Origin of the sequence: Collinsella sp. MSK.8.10, assembly GCF_019041915.1 — a bacterium.
Classification (GTDB): domain Bacteria; phylum Actinomycetota; class Coriobacteriia; order Coriobacteriales; family Coriobacteriaceae; genus Collinsella.
The window spans coordinates 422385-442870 of the sequence record NZ_JAHPYF010000001.1; the positions used below are offsets into that span (position 1 = coordinate 422385).

17 protein-coding genes and 1 tRNA gene are annotated in these 20486 nt (G+C 60.6%); all 18 read right to left on the reverse strand.

The genetic code is table 11. The annotated features are described in order from the left end of the window. Positions 1 to 22 precede the first annotated feature (22 nt). The gene (mfd, locus tag KTF55_RS01760) at positions 23 to 3655 is read right to left on the reverse strand and encodes a transcription-repair coupling factor (protein ID WP_217107494.1); all 3633 of its coding nucleotides are present in this window, start codon (positions 3653 to 3655) and stop codon (positions 23 to 25) included. A 158-nt stretch (positions 3656 to 3813) separates the two neighbouring features. Next, positions 3814 to 4479, reverse strand: coding sequence for an endonuclease III (gene nth / locus KTF55_RS01765; protein WP_217107493.1), 666 nt, complete (start codon positions 4477 to 4479; stop codon positions 3814 to 3816). 63 nt (positions 4480 to 4542) lie between these two features. Continuing rightward, complete coding sequence (locus tag KTF55_RS01770) at positions 4543 to 6345, reverse strand: ABC transporter ATP-binding protein (protein WP_217107492.1); 1803 nt, start codon at positions 6343 to 6345, stop codon at positions 4543 to 4545. Between the two features lie 127 nt (positions 6346 to 6472). Continuing rightward, the gene (rmuC, locus tag KTF55_RS01775; protein ID WP_217107491.1) at positions 6473 to 7828 is read right to left on the reverse strand and encodes a DNA recombination protein RmuC; all 1356 of its coding nucleotides are present in this window, start codon (positions 7826 to 7828) and stop codon (positions 6473 to 6475) included. Positions 7829 to 7879: 51 nt separating this feature from the next. Beyond that, the gene (locus KTF55_RS01780; RefSeq protein ID WP_217107490.1) at positions 7880 to 8443 is read right to left on the reverse strand and encodes a hypothetical protein; all 564 of its coding nucleotides are present in this window, start codon (positions 8441 to 8443) and stop codon (positions 7880 to 7882) included. Between the two features lie 136 nt (positions 8444 to 8579). Further along, complete coding sequence (locus KTF55_RS01785; protein ID WP_217107489.1) at positions 8580 to 9014, reverse strand: hypothetical protein; 435 nt, start codon at positions 9012 to 9014, stop codon at positions 8580 to 8582. Positions 9015 to 9447: 433 nt separating this feature from the next. Continuing rightward, complete coding sequence (locus KTF55_RS01790) at positions 9448 to 10080, reverse strand: hypothetical protein (protein WP_217107488.1); 633 nt, start codon at positions 10078 to 10080, stop codon at positions 9448 to 9450. A gap of 278 nt (positions 10081 to 10358) precedes the next feature. Continuing rightward, entirely contained in the window at positions 10359 to 10898 is a 540-nt protein-coding gene (rbr, locus tag KTF55_RS01795) for a rubrerythrin (RefSeq protein ID WP_006235152.1), read from the reverse strand. A 114-nt stretch (positions 10899 to 11012) separates the two neighbouring features. After that, a complete protein-coding gene (locus KTF55_RS01800; RefSeq protein WP_217107487.1) occupies positions 11013 to 11918 on the reverse strand; it encodes an adenine glycosylase in 906 nt (301 codons plus the stop codon). Between the two features lie 21 nt (positions 11919 to 11939). Beyond that, complete coding sequence (locus tag KTF55_RS01805) at positions 11940 to 12425, reverse strand: Rrf2 family transcriptional regulator (RefSeq protein ID WP_117786742.1); 486 nt, start codon at positions 12423 to 12425, stop codon at positions 11940 to 11942. 358 nt (positions 12426 to 12783) lie between these two features. Beyond that, a tRNA-Asp gene (locus KTF55_RS01810) sits at positions 12784 to 12861 on the reverse strand. A 410-nt stretch (positions 12862 to 13271) separates the two neighbouring features. Further along, positions 13272 to 13739: a YfcE family phosphodiesterase gene (locus KTF55_RS01815; RefSeq protein WP_117584170.1), complete on the reverse strand. Its 468-nt coding sequence runs from the start codon at positions 13737 to 13739 to the stop codon at positions 13272 to 13274. Between the two features lie 97 nt (positions 13740 to 13836). Further along, positions 13837 to 14553 (reverse strand): LytTR family DNA-binding domain-containing protein, encoded by a 717-nt coding sequence (locus KTF55_RS01820; protein ID WP_006235156.1) that lies wholly within the window; start codon positions 14551 to 14553, stop codon positions 13837 to 13839. Positions 14554 to 14625: 72 nt separating this feature from the next. Next, complete coding sequence (locus KTF55_RS01825) at positions 14626 to 15969, reverse strand: histidine kinase (RefSeq protein WP_055310084.1); 1344 nt, start codon at positions 15967 to 15969, stop codon at positions 14626 to 14628. After that, the gene (locus KTF55_RS01830) at positions 15966 to 17153 is read right to left on the reverse strand and encodes a glycosyltransferase (protein ID WP_117803913.1); all 1188 of its coding nucleotides are present in this window, start codon (positions 17151 to 17153) and stop codon (positions 15966 to 15968) included. Before KTF55_RS01830 ends, KTF55_RS01825 begins: the two co-directional genes overlap by 4 nt. Positions 17154 to 17324: 171 nt before the next feature. Further along, a complete protein-coding gene (locus KTF55_RS01835) occupies positions 17325 to 18584 on the reverse strand; it encodes an MFS transporter (protein WP_117646634.1) in 1260 nt (419 codons plus the stop codon). Positions 18585 to 18685: 101 nt separating this feature from the next. Continuing rightward, positions 18686 to 19630, reverse strand: a complete 945-nt coding sequence (locus KTF55_RS01840) for a zinc dependent phospholipase C family protein (protein WP_195568632.1) — start codon at positions 19628 to 19630, stop codon at positions 18686 to 18688. A 92-nt stretch (positions 19631 to 19722) separates the two neighbouring features. Further along, on the reverse strand, positions 19723 to 20457 hold the full coding sequence (locus KTF55_RS01845; protein WP_217107486.1) for a LytTR family DNA-binding domain-containing protein: 735 nt from the start codon (positions 20455 to 20457) through the stop codon (positions 19723 to 19725). Positions 20458 to 20486 lie beyond the last annotated feature (29 nt).

Here is a 20486-nt window from a genome sequence, read left to right on the forward strand (position 1 = left end):
GCCCCGCCACGCCCCCTACTTGTTAGTCGTCGTCGCTAGCACCCAACTGCTGCAGCAGCATGAGCGCCGCGGCCACAGGACCGGTGCCGTCGTTGGCGTCGAGGCCGCGACCCAGGCCGCTGCCCGCGCCAGCGCCCGCCTTGTAGGGCACCGACAGCTTGCGGCTCTTGGGGAAGTTCACCGCGCCATAGCGGGTCTTTAGCTCAAAGGCCACCTTTTTGGGCACGTCGACGCCCAAAAACGTGATGCGGCCGCCACTGAGCGTGACGCTCTCGAGCCCCAGGCGCTCGCAGCGAATGCGGATTCGTGCGCGATTGAACAGGTTGAGCCCCGCCAACGGCAGCTCTCCATGCGCAGCCTCGGTCTCTTCCTGCACCTCGTCGATGCTCTCCAGGTCCTCGGCCGCCGCGAGTTTGCGGTACACGAGCACGCGCTGGTCCACCGCCGGCAGGTACTCCTCGGACAAGAAGTAGTCGGCCGGCAGGTTGATGCCCACGCTTGCCGCCTCCACGCCGGCATCGTCATCGCCGCGCGCCTCGGCCACCGCCTGGCCCAACATCTGCGTAAACAGGTCAAAGCCCACGCTCGACAAGTTGCCGTGCTGCTCGGCGCCCATAAGCGAGCCGGCGCCGCGAATCTCCAGGTCGCGCATGGCGATGCGCATACCGCTGCCCAGGTCCTGGAACTCAGAAAGTGCGGTCAGGCGCGCCGTCGCCTCCTCGGTGAGCGGCAGCTCGCCCGGGAACATAAAGTACGCGTAGGCCTGCGTAGCAGAACGGCCCACACGGCCCTTGAGCTGGTAGAGCTGCGCCAGACCCAGGCGCTGCGAATCCTCGATGATCAGCGTGTTGGCGGTCGCGTTGTCGATGCCGCTCTCCACGATGGTCGTGGCGATGAGCACGTCGATCTTTTTGGTCGCGAACTCGATCATCACGTCCTCGACCTCGCGCGGGCTCATCTTGCCGTGCGCCACACCCACGCGCGCCTCGGGCGCGGCCTCGTGCACGCGCGCCACGGCGTCGTCGATGGTCTTGACGCGGTTGGACACGTAATACACCTGACCGCCGCGGCCCACCTCCAAGCGAATCGCCGCACTCACCACGTCGGGGTCGTACTCTCCAACATGTACGATCACAGGACGGCGCCCGGTCGGCGGTGTGGTGATCAGGCTCATATCGCGCACGCCGCTCGTGGCCATCTGCATGGTACGCGGGATGGGCGTTGCCGAGAGCGTGAGCACGTCGATCTGCTCGCGCAGGTTCTTGAGTTGCTCCTTGTGCTGCACGCCAAAGCGCTGTTCCTCATCGATGATCACCAGGCCCAGGTTCTTGGGGTTCACATCGGCCGAAAGCAGACGATGCGTGCCGATGAGCACATCGATCGTGCCCTCGGCAAACGCCTTGAGCGCGCGCTTTTGCTGCGCCGGCGTGCGGAAGCGGCTGAGTACCTCGACCTCGAGGCCAAACGGGGCAAAGCGCTCAAAGAAGGTCTCGTAGTGCTGCTGGGCCAGAATGGTCGTGGGGCAGAGCACCATGACCTGGCGGCCGGAGTCCACGCACTTAAAGGCCGCGCGCAGGGCGACCTCGGTCTTGCCAAAGCCCACGTCGCCGCACAGCAGGCGGTCCATGGGCTTGGGCGCCTCCATGTCGGCCTTAATGTCGGCGATGGCCTCCAGCTGGTCGCGCGTCTCGTCGTAAGGGAAGCTCTCCTCCATCTCGATCTGCTCGGGCGTATCGGGCGGACAGGCGATACCGGTAATCGACGAGCGGCGCGTATACAGGTCGACCAAGTCAAACGCCAGCTTTTTGGCGTTCTTGCGTGCCTTGTTGGTGGCACGCGTCCAGTCGGCGGTATTGAGCCTGGTCAGGCGCGGCTTGTCGCCGTCGGGGCCAACATAGCGTGTGATGCGGTCGACCTGCTCGAGCGGCACGTAGAGCTTGTCGCCGTCGGCATATTCCAGCAAAAAGTAATCGCGCTCCTTGCCGCCCACTTCCTGGCGCGCGATCTCGCTAAAGAGCGCGATGCCGTGGGTGGCGTGCACCACGTAGTCTCCCGGCTTAAACGGGAAGGTGATCTGCGTAATGTCAACCTTGCGACGGCTGCGCGCGCGGTTGGCGTCCATGCGGGCGTTGAGGTCGGCGATCGAGAACACGGCTAGGTTGGCATCGGGCACCACCACGCCCTGCGGCAAGGCGGCATCGACAAAGGTCACACGTCCGCGCGAAATAGTGGGCACGGCGGCGCCGGCGGCAGCCTGGGCGGCACCCGCCTCGAGCGAGCGGGCGTTGAGCGCGTCGGCCTTACGCTCGCGAATGGAAGCATGGGCCTCCTGGCGTGCGGCACGGTCGGCGGAATCCGCCGCTGCCACGCGCACGCGGTCGCCGATAGCACCGGCATTTTCGGGCGCAGCCGTCAGCGACTCCTCAAAGGTAATGCCCTCGTCGCCAAAGGTGAGCTCCATCGACTCGCGCGCACCGCGATCGGGGATGGCAAACACGCAGGCATAGCGCTTGCCCACGACTTCCTGAATGCGCGTCATAAAACGGTTGTCCGAGCCCGCAATGGCCGGCTGCTCAATCTTGAGCTCGGCCGTCACCGCACCGCCGGCACGGATGAGGCTCACATAGTTCAGGCGCTGCTGGGCACCAAAATCGAGCTGTTGGGCGCGCACGTACAGACCATCCAGGCGGTCAATCCCTGCCTCGCCGGCACGGGCCTCAATATCCTCGTAGGCGCGCAGGCAGTCGTCGAACAGCGAGCGCGGCTCGGACAGGACCACGAGCGCCTTGCCGCTCACGTGCGCCAACGGGCTTACGGTCTGGCCGTACATCACCGGTAAAAAGCGGTCGAGCTCGGGCGTGACGATGCGTGCATCCACCATCTCGAGCAGCGCCGCCAACTTGCTGTCGTCCTGGCTGGCGCGATAGAGCGCCACATGCATGTTGTGGACGGCCTCGTCGGTAAGCGCCAGCTCACGGCAGGGGAAGATCTCGATACTGTCCTCGTTACCGATGGTCTGCCCCGTTGAGCTCACCATGCGGCGGATGCGATCGATCTCATCGCCAAAGAACTCAATGCGCACGGGTGCCTTTTCCTGTGCAGGGAACACCTCGACGGTGTCGCCGTGCACGCGGAACAGACCGGGCGCATCGGCGGCGCCGGCATTGGTGTAGCCCATGCCCACCAGACGCTGCGGTACCTCATCAAAAGGAATCTCCTCGCCCACCGCAAAAGTAGTGGACTCCCAGTAGCGACTCTCGACCGGCGGCACGCAGCGCAGCAACGCGCGAGCCGAGGCAACCATGATGCAGTTGTCCCCGCGCACGATGCGTCCCAGGGCCTCGCATCGCTGCGCCACCACGGCGTCGTCGGGCGCCTGCTCGCGCCACGGATAGTCCTTGCGCTCGGGAAAACGGCACACGTGCGCCAGGCCCACGTAGGCGGCAAGGCTGCGCGCGGCGCGATCGGCCGCATCCTCGCCACTCACAATGTAGACCGTCGGGCGCGGACGGCGCGCAAACTGGGCGGCCGCCATAAGCGTGCGACCCGACTGCGACACGGCCAGCGTCACGTCCTCGCCGGCATCGAGTCCGGCCTCGACGGTCTGCAGCGCCTCGGCAGTGTAGAGCTGCGCGGCTATACGGTGAATGAGCATGCTGTTCCTCCGGCATCGCAACGCCAAAAGCCCGCCGGGGCAAGCTCGGCGGGTCGTACGTCAAATACATTGTCCGTCATGGTAGCGCATGGAGAGAACTCCGGCTCAAGGGCAAACCCAGCCCCGCAAAAAAACGCCAGACGAAAATGCGTTCCGCCCTACCCCGCTACGCGCACGCTGGGGCACAAATCTGCCAGCGGGCACTCGTCACACTTGGGTTTGCGGGCGTCGCAGATCTCGCGACCGAAGGTGATCCACTGATGGTTGACCGACTCCCAATACTCGTGCGGCAAAATCTTGAGCAAATCCTGCTCGGTCTTGAGCGGCTCCTTTGCATGCGTCTTGGGACTCAGCATCAGGCGGTGCGCAATGCGGTTGACGTGCGTGTCCACCGCAATGCCCTCTACGATGCCATACCCCACGTTGAGCACGATGTTCGCCGTCTTGCGTCCCACGCCCGGCAGCTTCACGAGTTCCTTCATGTCGGCCGGCACCTCGCCGCCGTAATCGGCAACGATCATCTGCGCGGCCTCCACGGCATGCTTGGCCTTGCTCTTATAAAAGCCAAGCGACTTGATGGTGTCCGCCACGTCAGTCACGCTCGCCCCGGCCATGGCCTCGGGCGTGGGCCACTGGGCAAACAGCCGCGGCGTCACCTTGTTGACCTGCGCATCGGTCGTTTGTGCCGAGAGCAGCACCGCGATCAGCAGGCGGAAGGGATTCTCGTGGTCCAAAAAGCACTCGACCGGGCCATAGCGACGGTTGAGACGCTCGCACACCTCAACGGCGCGCTCGCGTTTGGCGGCATTGGTCTCGCGTGGCATAACGACTCCTCGGCTCAACGGCACAATAAACTTATGGGCACAATTGTCCCACGTCCGAGACGCTTACGCCTCCAAGAATGCGCCGGTCTGACGGCTCCACAAGCTCGCGTACTCGCCACCCGCCTCGACGAGCTGCGCATGCGTGCCGTCCTCGACGATCTCGCCATCGGCCAGCACCACAATGCGGTCGAGCGCCGCCACGGTGGACAGGCGGTGCGCCACCACAATGGAGGTACGTCCACGCATCAGGTTTTCGAGCGCCTCCTGCACCAGCGCCTCGGACTCGCTGTCGAGGGCAGAGGTCGCCTCGTCGAGCACCAGAATCGGCGCGTCGGTTAGGATGGCGCGGGCGATAGCCACGCGCTGACGCTGGCCGCCCGAGAGCTTGACGCCGCGTTCGCCCACCATGGTGTCAAAGCCACGGGGCAGGCGGTCGATAAACTCGGTCGCATTAGCCAAGCGAGCCGCCTCGCGGATCTGCTCATCAGTGGCGTTGGGACGACCGTAGGCAATGTTTTCGCGAATGGAGCGGTGGAACAGCAGCGCCTCCTGCGGCACGTAGGCAACCTGACGGCGCAGGCTCTGCTGCGTGCAGCGCGAGACATCCTGACCGTCCACGAGCACGCGGCCGCCCTGAACATCTTCCAGGCGCAGCAGCAGCTTGGTGAGCGTCGTCTTACCCGAGCCCGATTTGCCCACCAGGCCCACGCGCTGGCCCGCCGCCACATGAAGCGTCAGGTCATCGAACACGTTCTCGCCCGCCACAGCGTCACGGTACGCAAAGCTCAGGTGCTCAAAATCAATCGCGCCCTCGGTCACTTTGAGCTCAGGGGCGTCCGGGTCGTCTGCCACCAAACGTGGCTCGTCCAGCACGCGCGTCATCTCGGCCGCATCGCCCAAAGCGCGGTTGATGCGCTGCATCATGGAACTCACGTAGTTCAGGCGCATGGTGAGGTTATAGGTGTAGGTAAAGATCATGACGAGCGAGCCGGCCGAGATGCCAAACCACGCATTGCCGCCCGCCACGAACACACTCACCACGGCCATGGTGATGACGATAAGGCCCGAGGTCGTAAAGTTGCGCTGCATCATGGCGTGCATCGAGACCGTCTCGGCGTCGCGCGCGGCACGATCGGCGGCGTCGAACAGATCGCGTTCAAAGTCCTCGCGCCCGCAGGTCTTGACGGCCAAAATGTTCGTGACCGCGTCGGAGAGCACGCCCGAGAGCTTGTTCTGCGCGGCGGACGTCGCGGCCGAAAGCGGCATGATGCGCTTGTACATAAGCCAGACAAACGCGATGTAGACGACCATAATGCCCACCAGGATCACGGTAAACGTCGGCACCACCGGGGCGAGTGCGGCCACGGTGCAGATGACCGAGGTGATGGTGGGGATGAGCGAATACGCCGTCACGTCCACCAGCCCCGTATAGCCGCTCATAAAACGGCTCGTCTGGCTCACGAGCGATCCGCCAAAGCGGCTGGTATGGAATGTCATGGATTGATTGGAGAGCGTGTCAAAGCACAGGCGCGCCAGGTGGTAGTTGCCCGCAATCTCGAGCTTGTAGACGGTGTAGTCCTGCAGCTTGGAGAGGATCTGGCCCACTAGGTTGACGAGCACGAGCGCCAGAATGTAGGGGCCAAAGACCTCAAACACCTGGTCGCCCGCCACGGGACCGGCTTGAACGCGGTCGACGATAAGGGCCATCACATAGGTGTTGGCAAACGTGAGCAAAAAGATGTAGCCCGCCGACGAGAACACCGAGAGAAAGACAATCAGCGGTTGTATGCGCGTGACGTCCCAAAAACGCTGCAGCGTGCGGCGAACGGTGGAGCGTTTGAGCGGACTGGTGCTTCTCTGAGACATGGGCTTCCTTTCGCATCTGATAGGGCGAAACGCCATTGTTGCACATTGGAGCACGCTCCAGACAAGTGCGATACGAAAAGCGGTGGGGCACCCGCGTTTGCGCTGGTGCCCCACCGTCTTGTTGCAATTAGTCCTCGTCTTCTTGGTCTGCGAGAAGGCTTGCGGACGTGAGTCCCAAGATTTCATCGGCCTGGTCGGCGTCTTCCAGCGCGTCGATGTCCTTGAGCTTGCGCTCCATGACGTTGGTGCGCGTGGTGATGATGCCCTCGACCGTTTTGCCCGCGGTCTCGATCTGCTGCTGGGCGCGACGCAGCGCCTTTTGATAGCGCGGCAGCTCGGCCTTGACGGCGGAGAGCACGCGCAGCACGTCGTCGGTACGTTTTTGCAACTTAAACGTCTGATAGCTCATCTGCAGACTGTTGAGGATGGCCGCCATGGTGCTGGGACCGGCAACGTTGACGTGATAGTCGCGGCCCAGGGTCTCGATAAGCCCGGGGCGGCTGACGACCTCGGCATACAGGCCCTCAAACGGAACGAACATAATGCCAAAGTTGGTGGTCGCGGGCACGCTCAGGTACTTCTCGCAAATGTCCTTTGCCTCGCGCTTCACCATCATATCGAGCGTCTTGCGTGCGGCGGCGACGGCCTCAGCGTCGCCCGACTCCTGTGCGTCGAGCAAGTGCTCGTACGCGTCGCCCGGAAACTTGGAGTCAATCGGCAGCAGCACGGGGTCGCCCTCGTCCACCGGCAGCTTGACGGCAAACTCAACGCGCTCCGAGGCGCCGGGCTTGGTGGCGACGTTTTCCAGATACTGGTCGGGTGTAAGGATGTCCGCCAGAATTGCACCCAGCTGCACCTCGCCCAAAATGCCACGCGCCTTCACGTTGCCCAGCACGCGCTTAAGGTCGCCCACGCCGGTGGCGATGGATTGCATGTCGCCCAACCCCTTGTATACGGCCTCGAGCTGGTCGCTCACCTGCTTAAACGATGCCGACAGGCGATCGTTGAGCGTGCGAGAGAGCTTCTCGTCCACCGTCGCGCGCATTTGATCGAGCTGCACGTTGTTGTCTTTACGGATGGCGCCCAGCTGAGCATCGACCGTCTCGCGCACCTTGTCCAGGCGATGCTCGATGCCCTCGCGATTGGCGCCGAGCTGTTGGGCCGTCTCGCGGCGCAGGTCATCCATCCGGTCACCAGCTTGCGAGAACTCGCGTGCGATGGTCAGGTAACGTTGCTGCTCCACGGCCGCATCGGTCGTCTGCTGCTGCGCGATGGCATTGGCCGTGCGGCGGGTTTCGGCCAGCGCGACGTTCAGGGCATCGAGCGCGTTGTTGGCCTGCTCGAGTGCTGCCAGCGTTTCCGCGCTACTGTCGCCACGCTCCCGCAACTCGGCACGCAGGCTCTTGAGCTGGAGGGCGCAAGCCACAGCAACCCCCACCGCCACCAAGGCGATCACAATAAGTGCAATATCAATAGCAGACATAAACTCCGCCCAACAAACCCAATCGAGCACCAATCAAAACCGCGATCAATCTTACCCCGCCACACACACCGGGCGCCCGGCCCCTTCTTGGGCGCCCCTCTCCTCCGCATATTCCATAATGCGGCGCGCCGTTTTCCTGCTCACCTTTGAGTCATCGCCGGCCAAGTATGCGTATACGTTTCCTTCATTCAGGCGCAGAGCACGGCAGAGGCCATAGCGCGTTACACCCGATTCCTCCAATGCTTCCAGCGTTTTCTTTCTCATCAGGGCGTTCACCCTTCTATCGGCCGCCGGCTTTTCCTTCACCGCTCTATACGCACGCCAAACGTTGGCATAACGATTAGGGAGCTCACTTTTGGCGCATAGAGACGCCAGGCTACCCGCTTGACCGTACAAGGATAAAACGTCTCGGTAATCCCGTTCCATCCACGAGCCCTCGGATAAACCCAGAACGTATTCGGCTTTTCCTTGCGCCAAAGCGAGCAAAAACAGAGGCTCCGCCACGCGCGGCGCAGCCGTCGTCGCCTGCTCAACCAATTTTCTAAAACTCAGCGACTGCTGTCCGGATAGCTCTCGGCAATAGCCTTTTAAGAATCCCTCAAAGGTCAGATTCAACCGAGCACCTCCATTCATTTGGTATTATTATTCATCATCAATAATACTATTCAGTCGCACGACAGGACCCGCAGGATGCAAGAATTCTACTCGTGGCGATAATCCCTACTCCCTAGAAGTCCTAAAGTGACAAACGCTAACTCTCCCAGCCGGCGCAGATGGTTGTTGCGACATCGCCTAGGCGCTGGCCGAGAGCTGCCAAGTGCTCAAGCACCTCGCTGGGCGAGGCGCCGTTGAGAATGCATGTGAGGGCATATGAGGCTAAGAAGATTGCCGCGAGCCCCAACGGGATCAGCACGATCATCGCCAATGTGCGCAAGCGCTGGCCCACGCGGCGACGACGCGCACGACGCTTGTCGAACGCGAGCTCCTGCGCATATGAATCTTGCTGTACGGAATAGGCCTCTGGCGCCGATTCACACCCGGGCACAGCTGCAGGCACAGCAGCGGGCACGACGTTTTGCACGGGCGCCTGGTTGGCAACCCCTTGCATTTGCATCTCTATAAGCCGCCGCTGCTGCCGCAGCATACGCTCGGCTTGTTGCTGTGGGGTCTCAAGAAACAGGTCCATGTTGGCCTCCAAAATCGGAGCGTTCGACGCTTACGACCAGCATCCCGCACCGCCATGACCGCGACAACGCAATCGCCGGCAATAGCCACAAAGTTTCTTTTGCTCAAAAGCTGTCGAAAAGCTCAACAACTCCCCTACCAGCACTTTCTCTGAGCTTTTTTCGCCAACAATCTTTTGGCCTTCCACCCTTACGCCAACTGACCAAAATCTAACCAAAAGCTTGACGAAAATTGTGAAGACAGGGACCCCACACAAAAAGTGCCGCCCCAAAGGGGCGGCACACAAACTTATTATCAGCTTTTCTGTAACGAGCATGCGACGACTCAACGCCGGAGCGCAGGGCGGGGAAACCTTTGCCTCGCGCGACCCTGCGAAGCCGTGAGCGAGAGGCAAAGGTTTCCCCGCCCTGCGCTCCGTGGTCGGTGAGGACAGACTACATGCCCGCAAGGCCCCGAGAGGCGGTGGCACACATAAACGCCAGGACTAGGATCACGAGTGAGCCCGCGATGTCGACCAGCACGCCCATTGCGCGACGCTCAAACAGCCAGCTCTCAAAGTGCGGAGCGACGTTGCGCCAAACACGCCACAACAAGATGCCCATGCCGATGACGCCAGGAATATTGAGCAGCAAAATCTCGGAGCACAAGAGACCAATCAGGTTGCCGGCGGCAAAGCCCGCATCGCCCTCGCAGTATTTGCGATAAATCATGTACAACATGTATGCCACAAACGGCTGCAGGCACGCAGAGATAAACGTAACCACCATCGAGGGGTCCTGAGAAAAGACATCGGTGAGCTTATCCACGCTCGTGGCATCCTTAGAGGCCAGGAACAGACCAATGACCACCACGGGCACCACGCCCAAAATTACCTCGACCAGAGTAAACAACTTGGCAGTCAAATCCTCACTAGCCGAATTCAAATGAGGCGCCCACTCAGGATGAGCATGCGCGCCGACCTTTTTCTCCTTATCGGCACGGGCAACCTTACCGTCCTCATTAACCACGCGATTAGGATCACGACGAGTCCCAGCAGCGGCCATCCGAGCCCGAGACTTCTTACCCATACAAAAACACCCCATCAGGTAGTAGATAAACTAAAAGTCGCTACCCAGTGTACCCCACCCATGAACGGTGCCGTCCCAACCAGCCCCCACACAAAACGTGCCGCCCCAAAAGGGGCGGCACACAAACTTTTTTATCAGCTTTTCTGTATCGAGCACGCGACGACCCAAAGCGGGCCGGGAGGGCCGGACTACCTTCCCTCAACGCGACCCTGCGGAGCCGTGAGCGGGGAGGGAAGGTAGTCCGGCCCTCCCGGCCCAGCTCACGCTAGCGCCACGCGCTAGTAGTTCACCACCTGCTCCTCAAAGTACGCCTTGGGGTGGTTACACACCGGGCACACCTCAGGCGCCTCGGCACCAACGTGCAGGTGCCCGCAGTTCAGGCACTTCCACACCTTCACGCCCTCACGCTCAAACACTTCGCCCGACTCGATGCGCTCGACGAGTTTGTTGTAGCGCTCCTCGTGGGCCTTCTCGACGGCGGCGACGCCACGGAACTTCTCGGCGATCTCGGCAAAGCCCTCCTCCTCGGCGGTCTTGGCGAACTCGTCGTACATCGTGGTCCACTCGTAGTTCTCGCCCGCGGCGGCGTCACGCAGGTTGTCCAGAGTGCCCGGAACGGCGCCGTCGTGCAGATACTTAAACCACAGCTTGGCGTGCTCGGACTCGTTGCCCGCCGTCTCGGCAAAGATATTCGAGATCTGAACGTAGCCGTCCTTTTTGGCCTTGGATGCATAGTAGCGATACTTGGTGTGTGCCTGGGACTCACCGGCAAAAGCGGTCTCGAGGTTCTTCTTGGTTTGGGAGTTCTCAAAATCCATAGGTGTACTTCCCTTCAACGCATGCCGCCCGTAGGCTTCGAGCGGCCTCGTCTTTAGGATGCCCTCATGCCGAAAATCTAAACCTTACAATCCTGTTCTTCAGATTTGCACAGGCTAGATGCTCAGCCAGCGATCGCCCTCGGCTCGGCAAAAGCCCTCACGCTCCAGGTCGGCTAGAATGCCCGCGACAAGCTCGCGCTCGACCGGTCCACGCCCAGCCGTCGCCTCCATCTCGTTAACGCCCACCACGGCATCAGCAAGCGTAATCCCCGCCGGCTGGCCATCGCGCGCTGCCAGCAACATACGCACGATATGCGCGCGCTTTTGGCGACGCGAGCCCTCAAACTTTGATTGACGGCTATAACCCGCCGAGCGCCTGGACGGATTGGGCAACGTCTTTTTTAGATATGCGCCGTAATCCAGCAACGCGTAATACCATGCGCGCGGCGTATCGGCATCATCGAACGGCACAGCAAAGGGAGCGATCTCGTCCGCCAACGCACCGGGGGCCGCCGGACAGGCCGCCTGAATCAGCGGCACCAGCTCGCGATCGGGAACAGCCGGTACATCGGGAAAGAAGTGATGCAGAAAGACCGTGCGCACGTTGGTCTCCAGATACACGCCCGGAAGATCAAACGCAAACGACCGGATACCCTGCGCCGTTGCCGGGCCAATACCAGGCAAAGCAACCAAGTCACGCGTCTCGTGCGGAAACTCCCCGTTCCAGTCCTCTACAACGCGCTGAGCGGCCTTGTGGAGCGCCAGAGCGCGTCGGTTGTAGCCCATCCCCTGCCAAGCGTCCAAAACATCGGAAGGCGCGGCCTGGGCAAGCGCCTGCACGGTCGGAAAGCGATCGAGCCACGCCGGCATGCGCGTCTCCACGCGCGGCACCTGTGTTTGCTGCAGCATGACCTCAGAAAGCCAAATGATGTACGGATCGCGCGTGCGGCGCCACGGAAGGTCGCGATAACGCAGGACCCCTTCCGAACGAATCATCGAACGAAAGGGGTCCTGAATCATATCTATGCTCCTTATGCGGCGCTATTCCTCCCGGCAAGCACATGCACAGGCGGCGTACTCGGGAAACGCGTCGCGGTCGGCGAATTTGGAATCGACGGCCGGGAACTGGCGGTGAGCGACGATGTCGCCGAGCGAAACGGAATCGAGGTAGTCGCGCATCAACGCCTGGGCTCCGGCCCACAGGGGATGATAGCAGCACGTACCCATGCGTGCACAGTCGCCATCGGGTGCGGTGCAATCATTCATAACCATAGGGCCCTGAACGGCCTCGACGACCTGACGAATGGTAACGTCGTCCGGACTGACCTTGAGACGCATGCCACCGTGGACGCCACGCAGGCTCTCCACAATACCGGCCTGGACCAAACCGTGCTGAATCGAGCGGGCAAACGAATACGGGACATTGACCTCTTCGGCAGCGGTGCGAACAGAAAGCAAACGCTCCGGATCCTCGGCAAGCATCGCCAACATACGAAGGGCGTAATCAGTCTTCCTCGATATGTCCATTTTTCCCCTTTCAAGGAATACGAACAGCTCGAACGAGCTCCGGGGCCGAGCTTGTGTCGAGACGCTAAATGACCGCAGGATATCCAAATAGTAAATCGGATATCCACTGAGCGCCGCGCTTGGAGCGAAATGCATCAAATGCGGCCTACAGTGCAATTTAGTATAACCTAACCCCCTGTCTCGTTGAACAGGTGTTGCGCAACAAAGCTGTTGTTCAGACAGATATACTTATTAGATTTTACTTGCGTTCCCGAAGGCGCGGGGATTCTGGGCGAAGATGCACCAGGGCGATCGTTCTATCGAAACAAAGTGCATCAAACGCAAAAAGCCACGTCCGAAGACGTGGCTTTAATTGCATTGGCGGGAAGTACGGGGCTCGAACCCGCGACCTCCGACGTGACAGGCCGGCGCTCTAACCAAACTGAGCTAACTCCCCAGGCAGACGTTCGCGTTTGTTTCCGCTCGCGTGCGCTGCGGGGATTAGTATACACAGAAGTCTGTCCGGCGCGCAACAACTTTTTTGAAAAAATTTTTCGGGGCCATCCGGGAGGGTCTCCGGGGCTGAGGGCGGGGGTTAAGTTTGCTGCTCTACAGTCCTGCGCAAGACGGAAAGCACATTAAGTGCTTTCCTTTGCGTGCGGAACTCGCGACAAACTTAACCCCCGCCCTCAGCCCCGGAGACCCTCCCTGCCGTCACATTATTCAACCAGTTTTGCGGGCGTGCGCCGCTGCGCGGCTAGCCCGCGTGCTCCTCGGCGGGGTTGGTCTGATGGATCTTGCTGAAGCTCCGCCTTTGGCTCAAATGGAAACAGGGGATGCATTGTGCATCCCCCGTTTTTGTTGCGGTTAGTCTAGGTCAATAAACTTGGTGCTTAGGATCTTGCCGTCTTTTACTAGCATTCTGGCCATGGTGGGGCCTCGGGTGCCTCTGGGGTAGCTGGCGCTGCCCGGGTTGAGGACTAAGCAACGGCCCACTTGGGCTTCTTTGGTTACGTGGGTGTGGCCGTTGATGGCTACGTCTACGGATCCCACCGGAAGGTCTTCGCGGTAGTGGGCTACGGCGAATTTGAGACCTTCGTAGGTAAAGAGTGCAAGACGGTCTACATCGGGGCCGTAGTCGCGGTAGTAATCGTTGTTGCCCAGTACAGCCCGCACGGGGGCGATGGTACATAGGTGCTCGTAGTCCATCTCTGACGTAAGGTCGCCGGCGTGGATAATCAGATCCGCGCCCTCAAGCTCGTCCAGGAGCGCAGGCGATAAATAGCCGTGGGTGTCCGAGATGATGTCGATGCGCTTGGCACTTGCACTGTTCATGGGATCCCTTCCGCGAAAAAACGATTCGGCAGATACATACAAAAAAGGCCCCACAACTCCGCAGACGATGGGTCTACAGGGCTGCGGGGCCAGTGTGCTAGAGACTCAGAGCCTTCTTAAGCGGCACGACGCGGCGGCGCGAAACCGGCACGCGTTCGTCGACGCCCGTAATGCCCAGCTGGATGGCGCCCGAGGGCACCGTCTCGACGTCCGTGACGCACGCCAAGTTGACGATATAACGGCGGTGAACACGGAAGAAGCCAAAGTCGCAGAGCTTGGCCTCAAACTGCGCCAGCGAGGTCGTCGACAAAAAGCGATCATCGACGGTATAGATGCAGGAGTAATCGTCCTTGGCCATGATAAAGCGAATGTCGTCCACGGGAATGAGCACCTTGCGGCCGCCCTTTTCCACCGGGATACGCTCGATGGTCACCTTGCTGTCCGTAACCGGCTTGGCGCGTTGCATGACCTTCTCGATCGCGCGATCCAAGCGCGCTTCCTCGACAGGCTTCATCAGATAATCAACGGCATCCACGTCGAATGCCTCGACCGCATGGTCACTATACGCAGTCACAAACACGATCGCCGGCGGATTTTTGAGCTTATGCAGCGCCTCGGCAAGTTGCAGACCCGAGGCACCGGGCATCGAGATATCGAGAAACACGACATCCACGCGACTTTCCATAAGCATCTCGATGGCGGAGCGGACGCTCGACGCCTCCGTGATCGTGCCGATCTTGCCCGTTTGCTCGAGCAGGAAGCGAAGCTCCGAGCGAGCCGGCGCCTCATCATCCACAATCATCGCACGCAGCATAGGGATAAAACCTTTCGTCAACTAACTACGCCGGGCATCCGTCGCATGACGTTGAGCCCGTAGCCTTTTATTTTACTCTTGAATGTCGAAGATGCTCTCTGACAAATCAAGATGAAGGAGCACTTTGGTGCCCTTGCCCGGCGCCGATTCGACACGCGTATAGGAGTGCGGCCCATAAAAGCGATGGATGCGCTCCGAAATATTGTGCATGGCCACACCGGCGCCGCCACCCTGGGGAGAGCTGGCGTCGGGACGGGCAGAGCGCTCGTCAAACAGTCTGGCGGCGGTACCCTCATCCATGCCCACGCCATTATCGGCCACGGCAATCAAGATTGCATCCTCGCCGTCTTGGTGAACGGTCACGTCGATCCTCAGGGCGTCGTCATCGCCCATACCATGACGTACGGCGTTCTCGACAATCGGCTGGATCACGAACGCCGGCACCAGCGTATCTTCCACGTCCTCGGACACATCGAACGTCGCAAGCACGCGGTCCTCGCCAAAGCGGGCCTTCTCAAAGGTAAGGTAGCGCTTGGTCTGTGCAACCTCGCGCGAGACCGGAATAAGCGATCCCGAGTTGTCGAGCGTGGCACGATAGAACGATGAGAACTCACGAAGCAGTTCGCGGGCCCGCAGCGGATCGGTGCGCGTAAACGATGCAATGGTGTTCAGCGTGTTGAACAGGAAGTGTGGGTTAATCTGCGCCTGCAGCGCACGCACCTCGGCGCGCGCCGTGAGTTCCTTTTGCACCTCGAGCTCGTGGATAGCGAGCTGCGTGGACAAGATCTCGGCAAAGCCCGAGGCAAGCGCGTACTGGGTACGGTCGACGGCGCGCGGGGTCTTGTAGTAGAACTTGAGCGTGCCGACGGTACGATCGCCCACCTTGATGGGGGCGATAATGCCGGCGGGGACTTGGTTGTGCGAGCCGTCCGAGCCCACGACATCCACCATACGGTTGAACGACTGCACGATGCCATGTTCGATAACGTAGCGCGTGGCAAGCGTGTGGATGGGAGAATCTGGCAGTAGTTTTTCCTCAAACTCTCCCGCGCAGGCAAGCACGTTGCCCTCGTCGGTGATGGCCACCGTCATGGCGCGCGTCTCGGGCAAAATGCGCCGGCACACCAAACGCGCCGACTCCTGCGTCAGACCGCCCTTAATGTCCTCGAGCATGGCCGAGGCCACCGAGAGCGTCTCCTCGGTGTACTGGGAGCGCACCGAATCGGGATTGAGCGTCAAAAAGATAAAGATGCACAGAAAGATGCACAGTAGCGCGCAGGCAATCACCGTGGCGATCGGCTCGATACCGGTCACCAAGGCAAAAATAAAGTACACCAGCACGCAAATGGCGCAGGCAACGGCAATGATGCGAAAGATTGATATTGAACTATCGCGCTGGGCGCGGCGGTCGATCATTCGGCCCCCTCCAGGATACTGATCAGTTGTGCGTCACGCCAAAGCCCGTCCATGATCTTGGGCCAAAAGCTCTGGAAACGCAGGTAGCTTGCAGCGTTTTGGCGCGCATAGGCCTTTGCCTCGCCGATACCATGGCGCCAGATGCGCAGGTAGCCCTCATGCTCGCGGGTAAACACGCTGCGGACCATAGCGGTCTTGCGCACACGGTCGTCGAGCTCGCGCGAAATCCACGGGCCCGGGTAGGGCATGAGTGATGCCGCCGTAACGGGAATGAGCTCCTTTTGATGCGCGGCGAATGTCAACTTGGCCCGTTCGTAGTACCAACGGTATACATCCTGCATAAAGCGCGGTGAGCGCTTTTCGGACTCCGGAGGCAGATGGCGCACGGTCCACTCGTTATCGAACCACACGTCGTAGCCAAACATGCGCATGTTAAAGAGGTAATCCAAGTCCTCGCCGCGGGTGATAAACGGGTCAAAGGCCACACGCGTAAAGGCGCGGGCGTGCAGGGCCATCAGGCCGCCGCACACGTAGTTGGAGCGCGAGATGCGGGTGCCCGAGAGCGCCTTTTTCATCCAACGGTTGAACTCGATGCGCTTGGTCCACCAACGGTGGCAGATGCCCGCCTTGTCCGTGGGAGCCAGCGGCGAGCCGTCGCGATCGTAGAAATAGCCGCTCTTGACCAAGATCGGCAAGCCCTGACGCGTCTGCTGCCCCAACGCATAGGTCGCGCGCTTCATAAAGTCGGCGTCGATGACAGTCTCATCGTCATCCAAAAAGATAACCGCGTCATGCCCCAGCACAGCGGCACAGGCTAGCCCCATGTTGCGGATGGCGCCGTAGCCTCGCAGGCTCACGCACTCGCCCGAACCCTTGGGCGCGATCTGAGCAACCCGGTCTGCGATGCGCGAGGCCTGGGTGTTGGTGACAACGGTGACCTTGAGCGTGGGATGCGCGTCGACAATCTCGTGCACGCGCAGCGACACATCGGCTGTGGCAGAAACGGGACAGACCACCAAAAGGATGATGCGCGGGATGTCACGTACCTGCTCAAGCGAGGCCAGGCAGCGGTCGAGTTCGGGATTGTCGGCGTTGAGTCGCGTCGAATGGTCATAGGTGCCAGGGGCGTTTGCGCAAGCGTCATCGCCCGCCCAATACGTTGGAATCACGACCGTGGCGTTCATGCCTTACCCTCCCTGCAACACAAAAACGGGACGCCGCCAAACACAGGCGACGCCCCGCGACCTAGCTGATTCCATCATACCCACTTGGGCAAATCATTGCTCGCAAGTCGCAATGTTTATTGCGGATAACCCCAAAAGAGTACCGTGGACAGGCACAATAGCCGCTCGCTCCTATGCGGCATGCTCTGCCGCCCGAGTCATGCGGGACAGGCGAACCAGCAGCATAAAGCCAACGACCAGCAGCACACCAATGGAAAGGACGCCCAGCGACGGGTTGCCGGTCAGCGAGGTGACGACCGACACCAGGAAGGTGCCCATAACGCTTGCATAACGACCAAAGATGTCAAAGAAGCCGTAGTACTCGTTGGACTTTTCCTTGGGGATAATGCGGCCAAAGTAGCTACGGCTGAGCGCCTGCACGCCGCCCTGGAACAGGCCGACCATAATGGCAAGCACCCAGAATTCAAAGGCGGTCTTTAGGAAGAACGCGGCGAACAGCACAATGCCCATGTAGGCGGCGACCGCCACCAGGATCATGTTGAGCGTGCCCACGCGTCCGGCGAGCTTGCCGTAGATGATGGCGGACGGAAAGGCCACGAACTGCGTAACGAGCAGCGCCAGCACCAGCTGCGTCGAATCGATGCCCAAGGCCGATCCGTAACTGGTGGCCATGGAAATGACCGTGTGCACACCGTCGATATAGAAGAAGAACGCGATCATGTAGACCAGCACGGTCTTGTTGTGGGCGATCTCGCGCATGGTGTGTCCGACCTCGGAGAACACACCGCCCACGATGTGGCCGATAGTGTCCTCGGGACCGCGCTCGCGACCGTACTTTTGCTTATAGGTGCGAATGAGCGGCAGGGTAAAGATGAGCCACCAGGCACCAGTGATGATAAACGACAGACGCGTTGCCAGCATGGTGGGGACGCCAAGAGCGGGGCCACCCATGATGAGCGCCAGGCAGATGACGAACGGCACGGTGGAACCGATATAGCCCCAGGCATAGCCCGAGCTGGACACGGCGTCCATGCGCTCGTCGGTCGTAATGTCGGGCAGCATGGCGTCGTAGAACGTCATAGAAGAGTTAAGGCCGATGGTGCACAGCACGTACACGGTCAAAAATGCCATGGCGGACATTGGGATAGCCTGCGCCAGGCAAAGCACCAGGCCCGTGAGGAAGAAGCCCAAGAAGAACTTGATCTTGTTGCCTGCGTAGTCAGCAAGCGCGCCCAGAATGGGCATGAGCATGGCAATGACCAGCGAGGCGATCGTCTGCGCATTGCCCCAGGCGACCACCAGGTCGGCCGAGGAAGCGCCGGTATTGATGGCGTTAAAGTAAATGGGCACCACCGAGGTATTGAGCAGCACAAGGGCCGAATTGCCCACATCATACATAACCCAGTTACGCTCGAGCTTGGTGTATTTCATGGACAGGGACCCTTCGTATTCGCCCGATATGCAGTTAGTTCATCGTACCCCAATTGTCCAGAACCGCCGGTAAGGATTCGGCAAAGGGGCACGCACGGGCCCTATTCCTCGCGGTCGAACTCCTCATCGGCTTCGAGCACGCGACCGCTGTAGTTGACGTGACTGGTCACGGCATCCATGTCACCGGTCTCGATAAAACGTGCGACCGTGCACTCGTAATCGACCAGCGCGCGATCAAAGACCTCGGGGAAACTCTCGTTCGAGACCTCGTCGGTAAAGGGATTCTTCCATGTCAGATGGCCCAGGTTACCGGTGCGCTCGGGCAGCTCCGTCGTCACGCGATGGGCAAGGCCGTCGAGCAGCGAGTAGTCGTGCACCAAGCCCTCAACCAGCGAGATCGCGCGCGTCTTTGCGGAGCCGGCCGGCTCAATCGCGCGGTAAAGTCGCTGCATATTGGCAACGGCAGCACCGTACTCCCCCGCCGGAATGTCAATGCCGTACACGCGTCCGGCAACATAGCTCATCAGCACGCCGGCCACGCGATTGATGCGATCGGTGGTGACGATCTCGCCCGCCGGCGGGTAATCGTCGACCGTAGCGCCATCGCGTTTAAGCTGCAGCATCAGTACATCCAGGTCGCTCTCGATCACGGCATGGACCTGACTGCTCGAATCCTCAAGCTCTGAATCGGACTCCACGATGCCAAACTGCTGCTCATAGACAAAGGGATGGGCGTTGCGGTCGAGCACGTAATGAGACAGTAGGCCCAGCGCAAAGGCGCGACCCAAGCTGGCGTCGCGCGGCAGCAGATGTGACACGCCGTCGCGCAGGCACGCAAACTGACGAGACATGCGCGACCGATGCATGACCTGTGCCAGCAGCGTGCAGTCGGAAACACGCGGTGTCAGAATGTGAAAGAAGAACGGGTCGGGGCCTTGGTTGCCCAAGATAAAGGCAATGCGCTCTTCATCGGACGCGATGACGCCCTGCGGAAGACGGTCGATGCTTTCCTCGCCAAACAGATGATGGGTGATAAGCGCGGGCATAATGATCCTTTCGATTTCATTCGATGCCACCCATTATGCCCACCGCGCGCCCATGCCAAACCTGCGATGGTAAACGACGGCACGCAAGCCTCTTACGCAAGCCCCAGGTGCGACTTGACCTCGGCGGCACGACGACGGGACACCGGCACCGTCGAGTTCACGTGGTCGAGCCTGAGCTCCATAAGACCCGTGGAACCGATCTCAACATTGTGCACGTCTTCCAAATTGACCAGATAGCTGCGATGAACGCGAATAAAGCCCTCGGAGACCAAGCGACGCTCGAGCGAAGAGATCGACTCATTGATCAGGTACGTTCCCTCGGCGCAGATGGCATTGCAAAAATCGGCGCGCGCCTCAAAGTAGCAGACGTCTGCGGCGGGAATGAACACCTTTTTGCCCCCGCGGTCCACCGTCAGACGCAAAGGCTGGCGCGGAGCGTGGATAACACGACGGGCACCCAAGGCTGCCTCAATCTTGTCGAATGCCTTTGACAGGCGTGCGTCCTCGACCGGCTTGACGACATAGTCGACCGCATCGAGGTTATACGCATCGGCGGCAAATTCGGCAAACGCCGTCACAAACACAACCACCGGCGGCGTCTTTAGGTTCTGCAGCGTCTCGGCAAGCTCAATTCCCGAGCGACCGGGCATGGTAATGTCTAAAAACAGCACGTCGGGCTTGTTCGACAGAATCAACTCCACGGCTTCGGTGACATTGCCCGCCTCGGCAATCTGACCCACACGCGTATCCTTTTCCAACAGATAGCGTAGCTCAGCCCTAATGGGAGGTTCGTCATCAACCACCAAGATGTTCCAGCCTTCGGACATATGTGCTTCCCCTCTTTTTCTCTCAATCC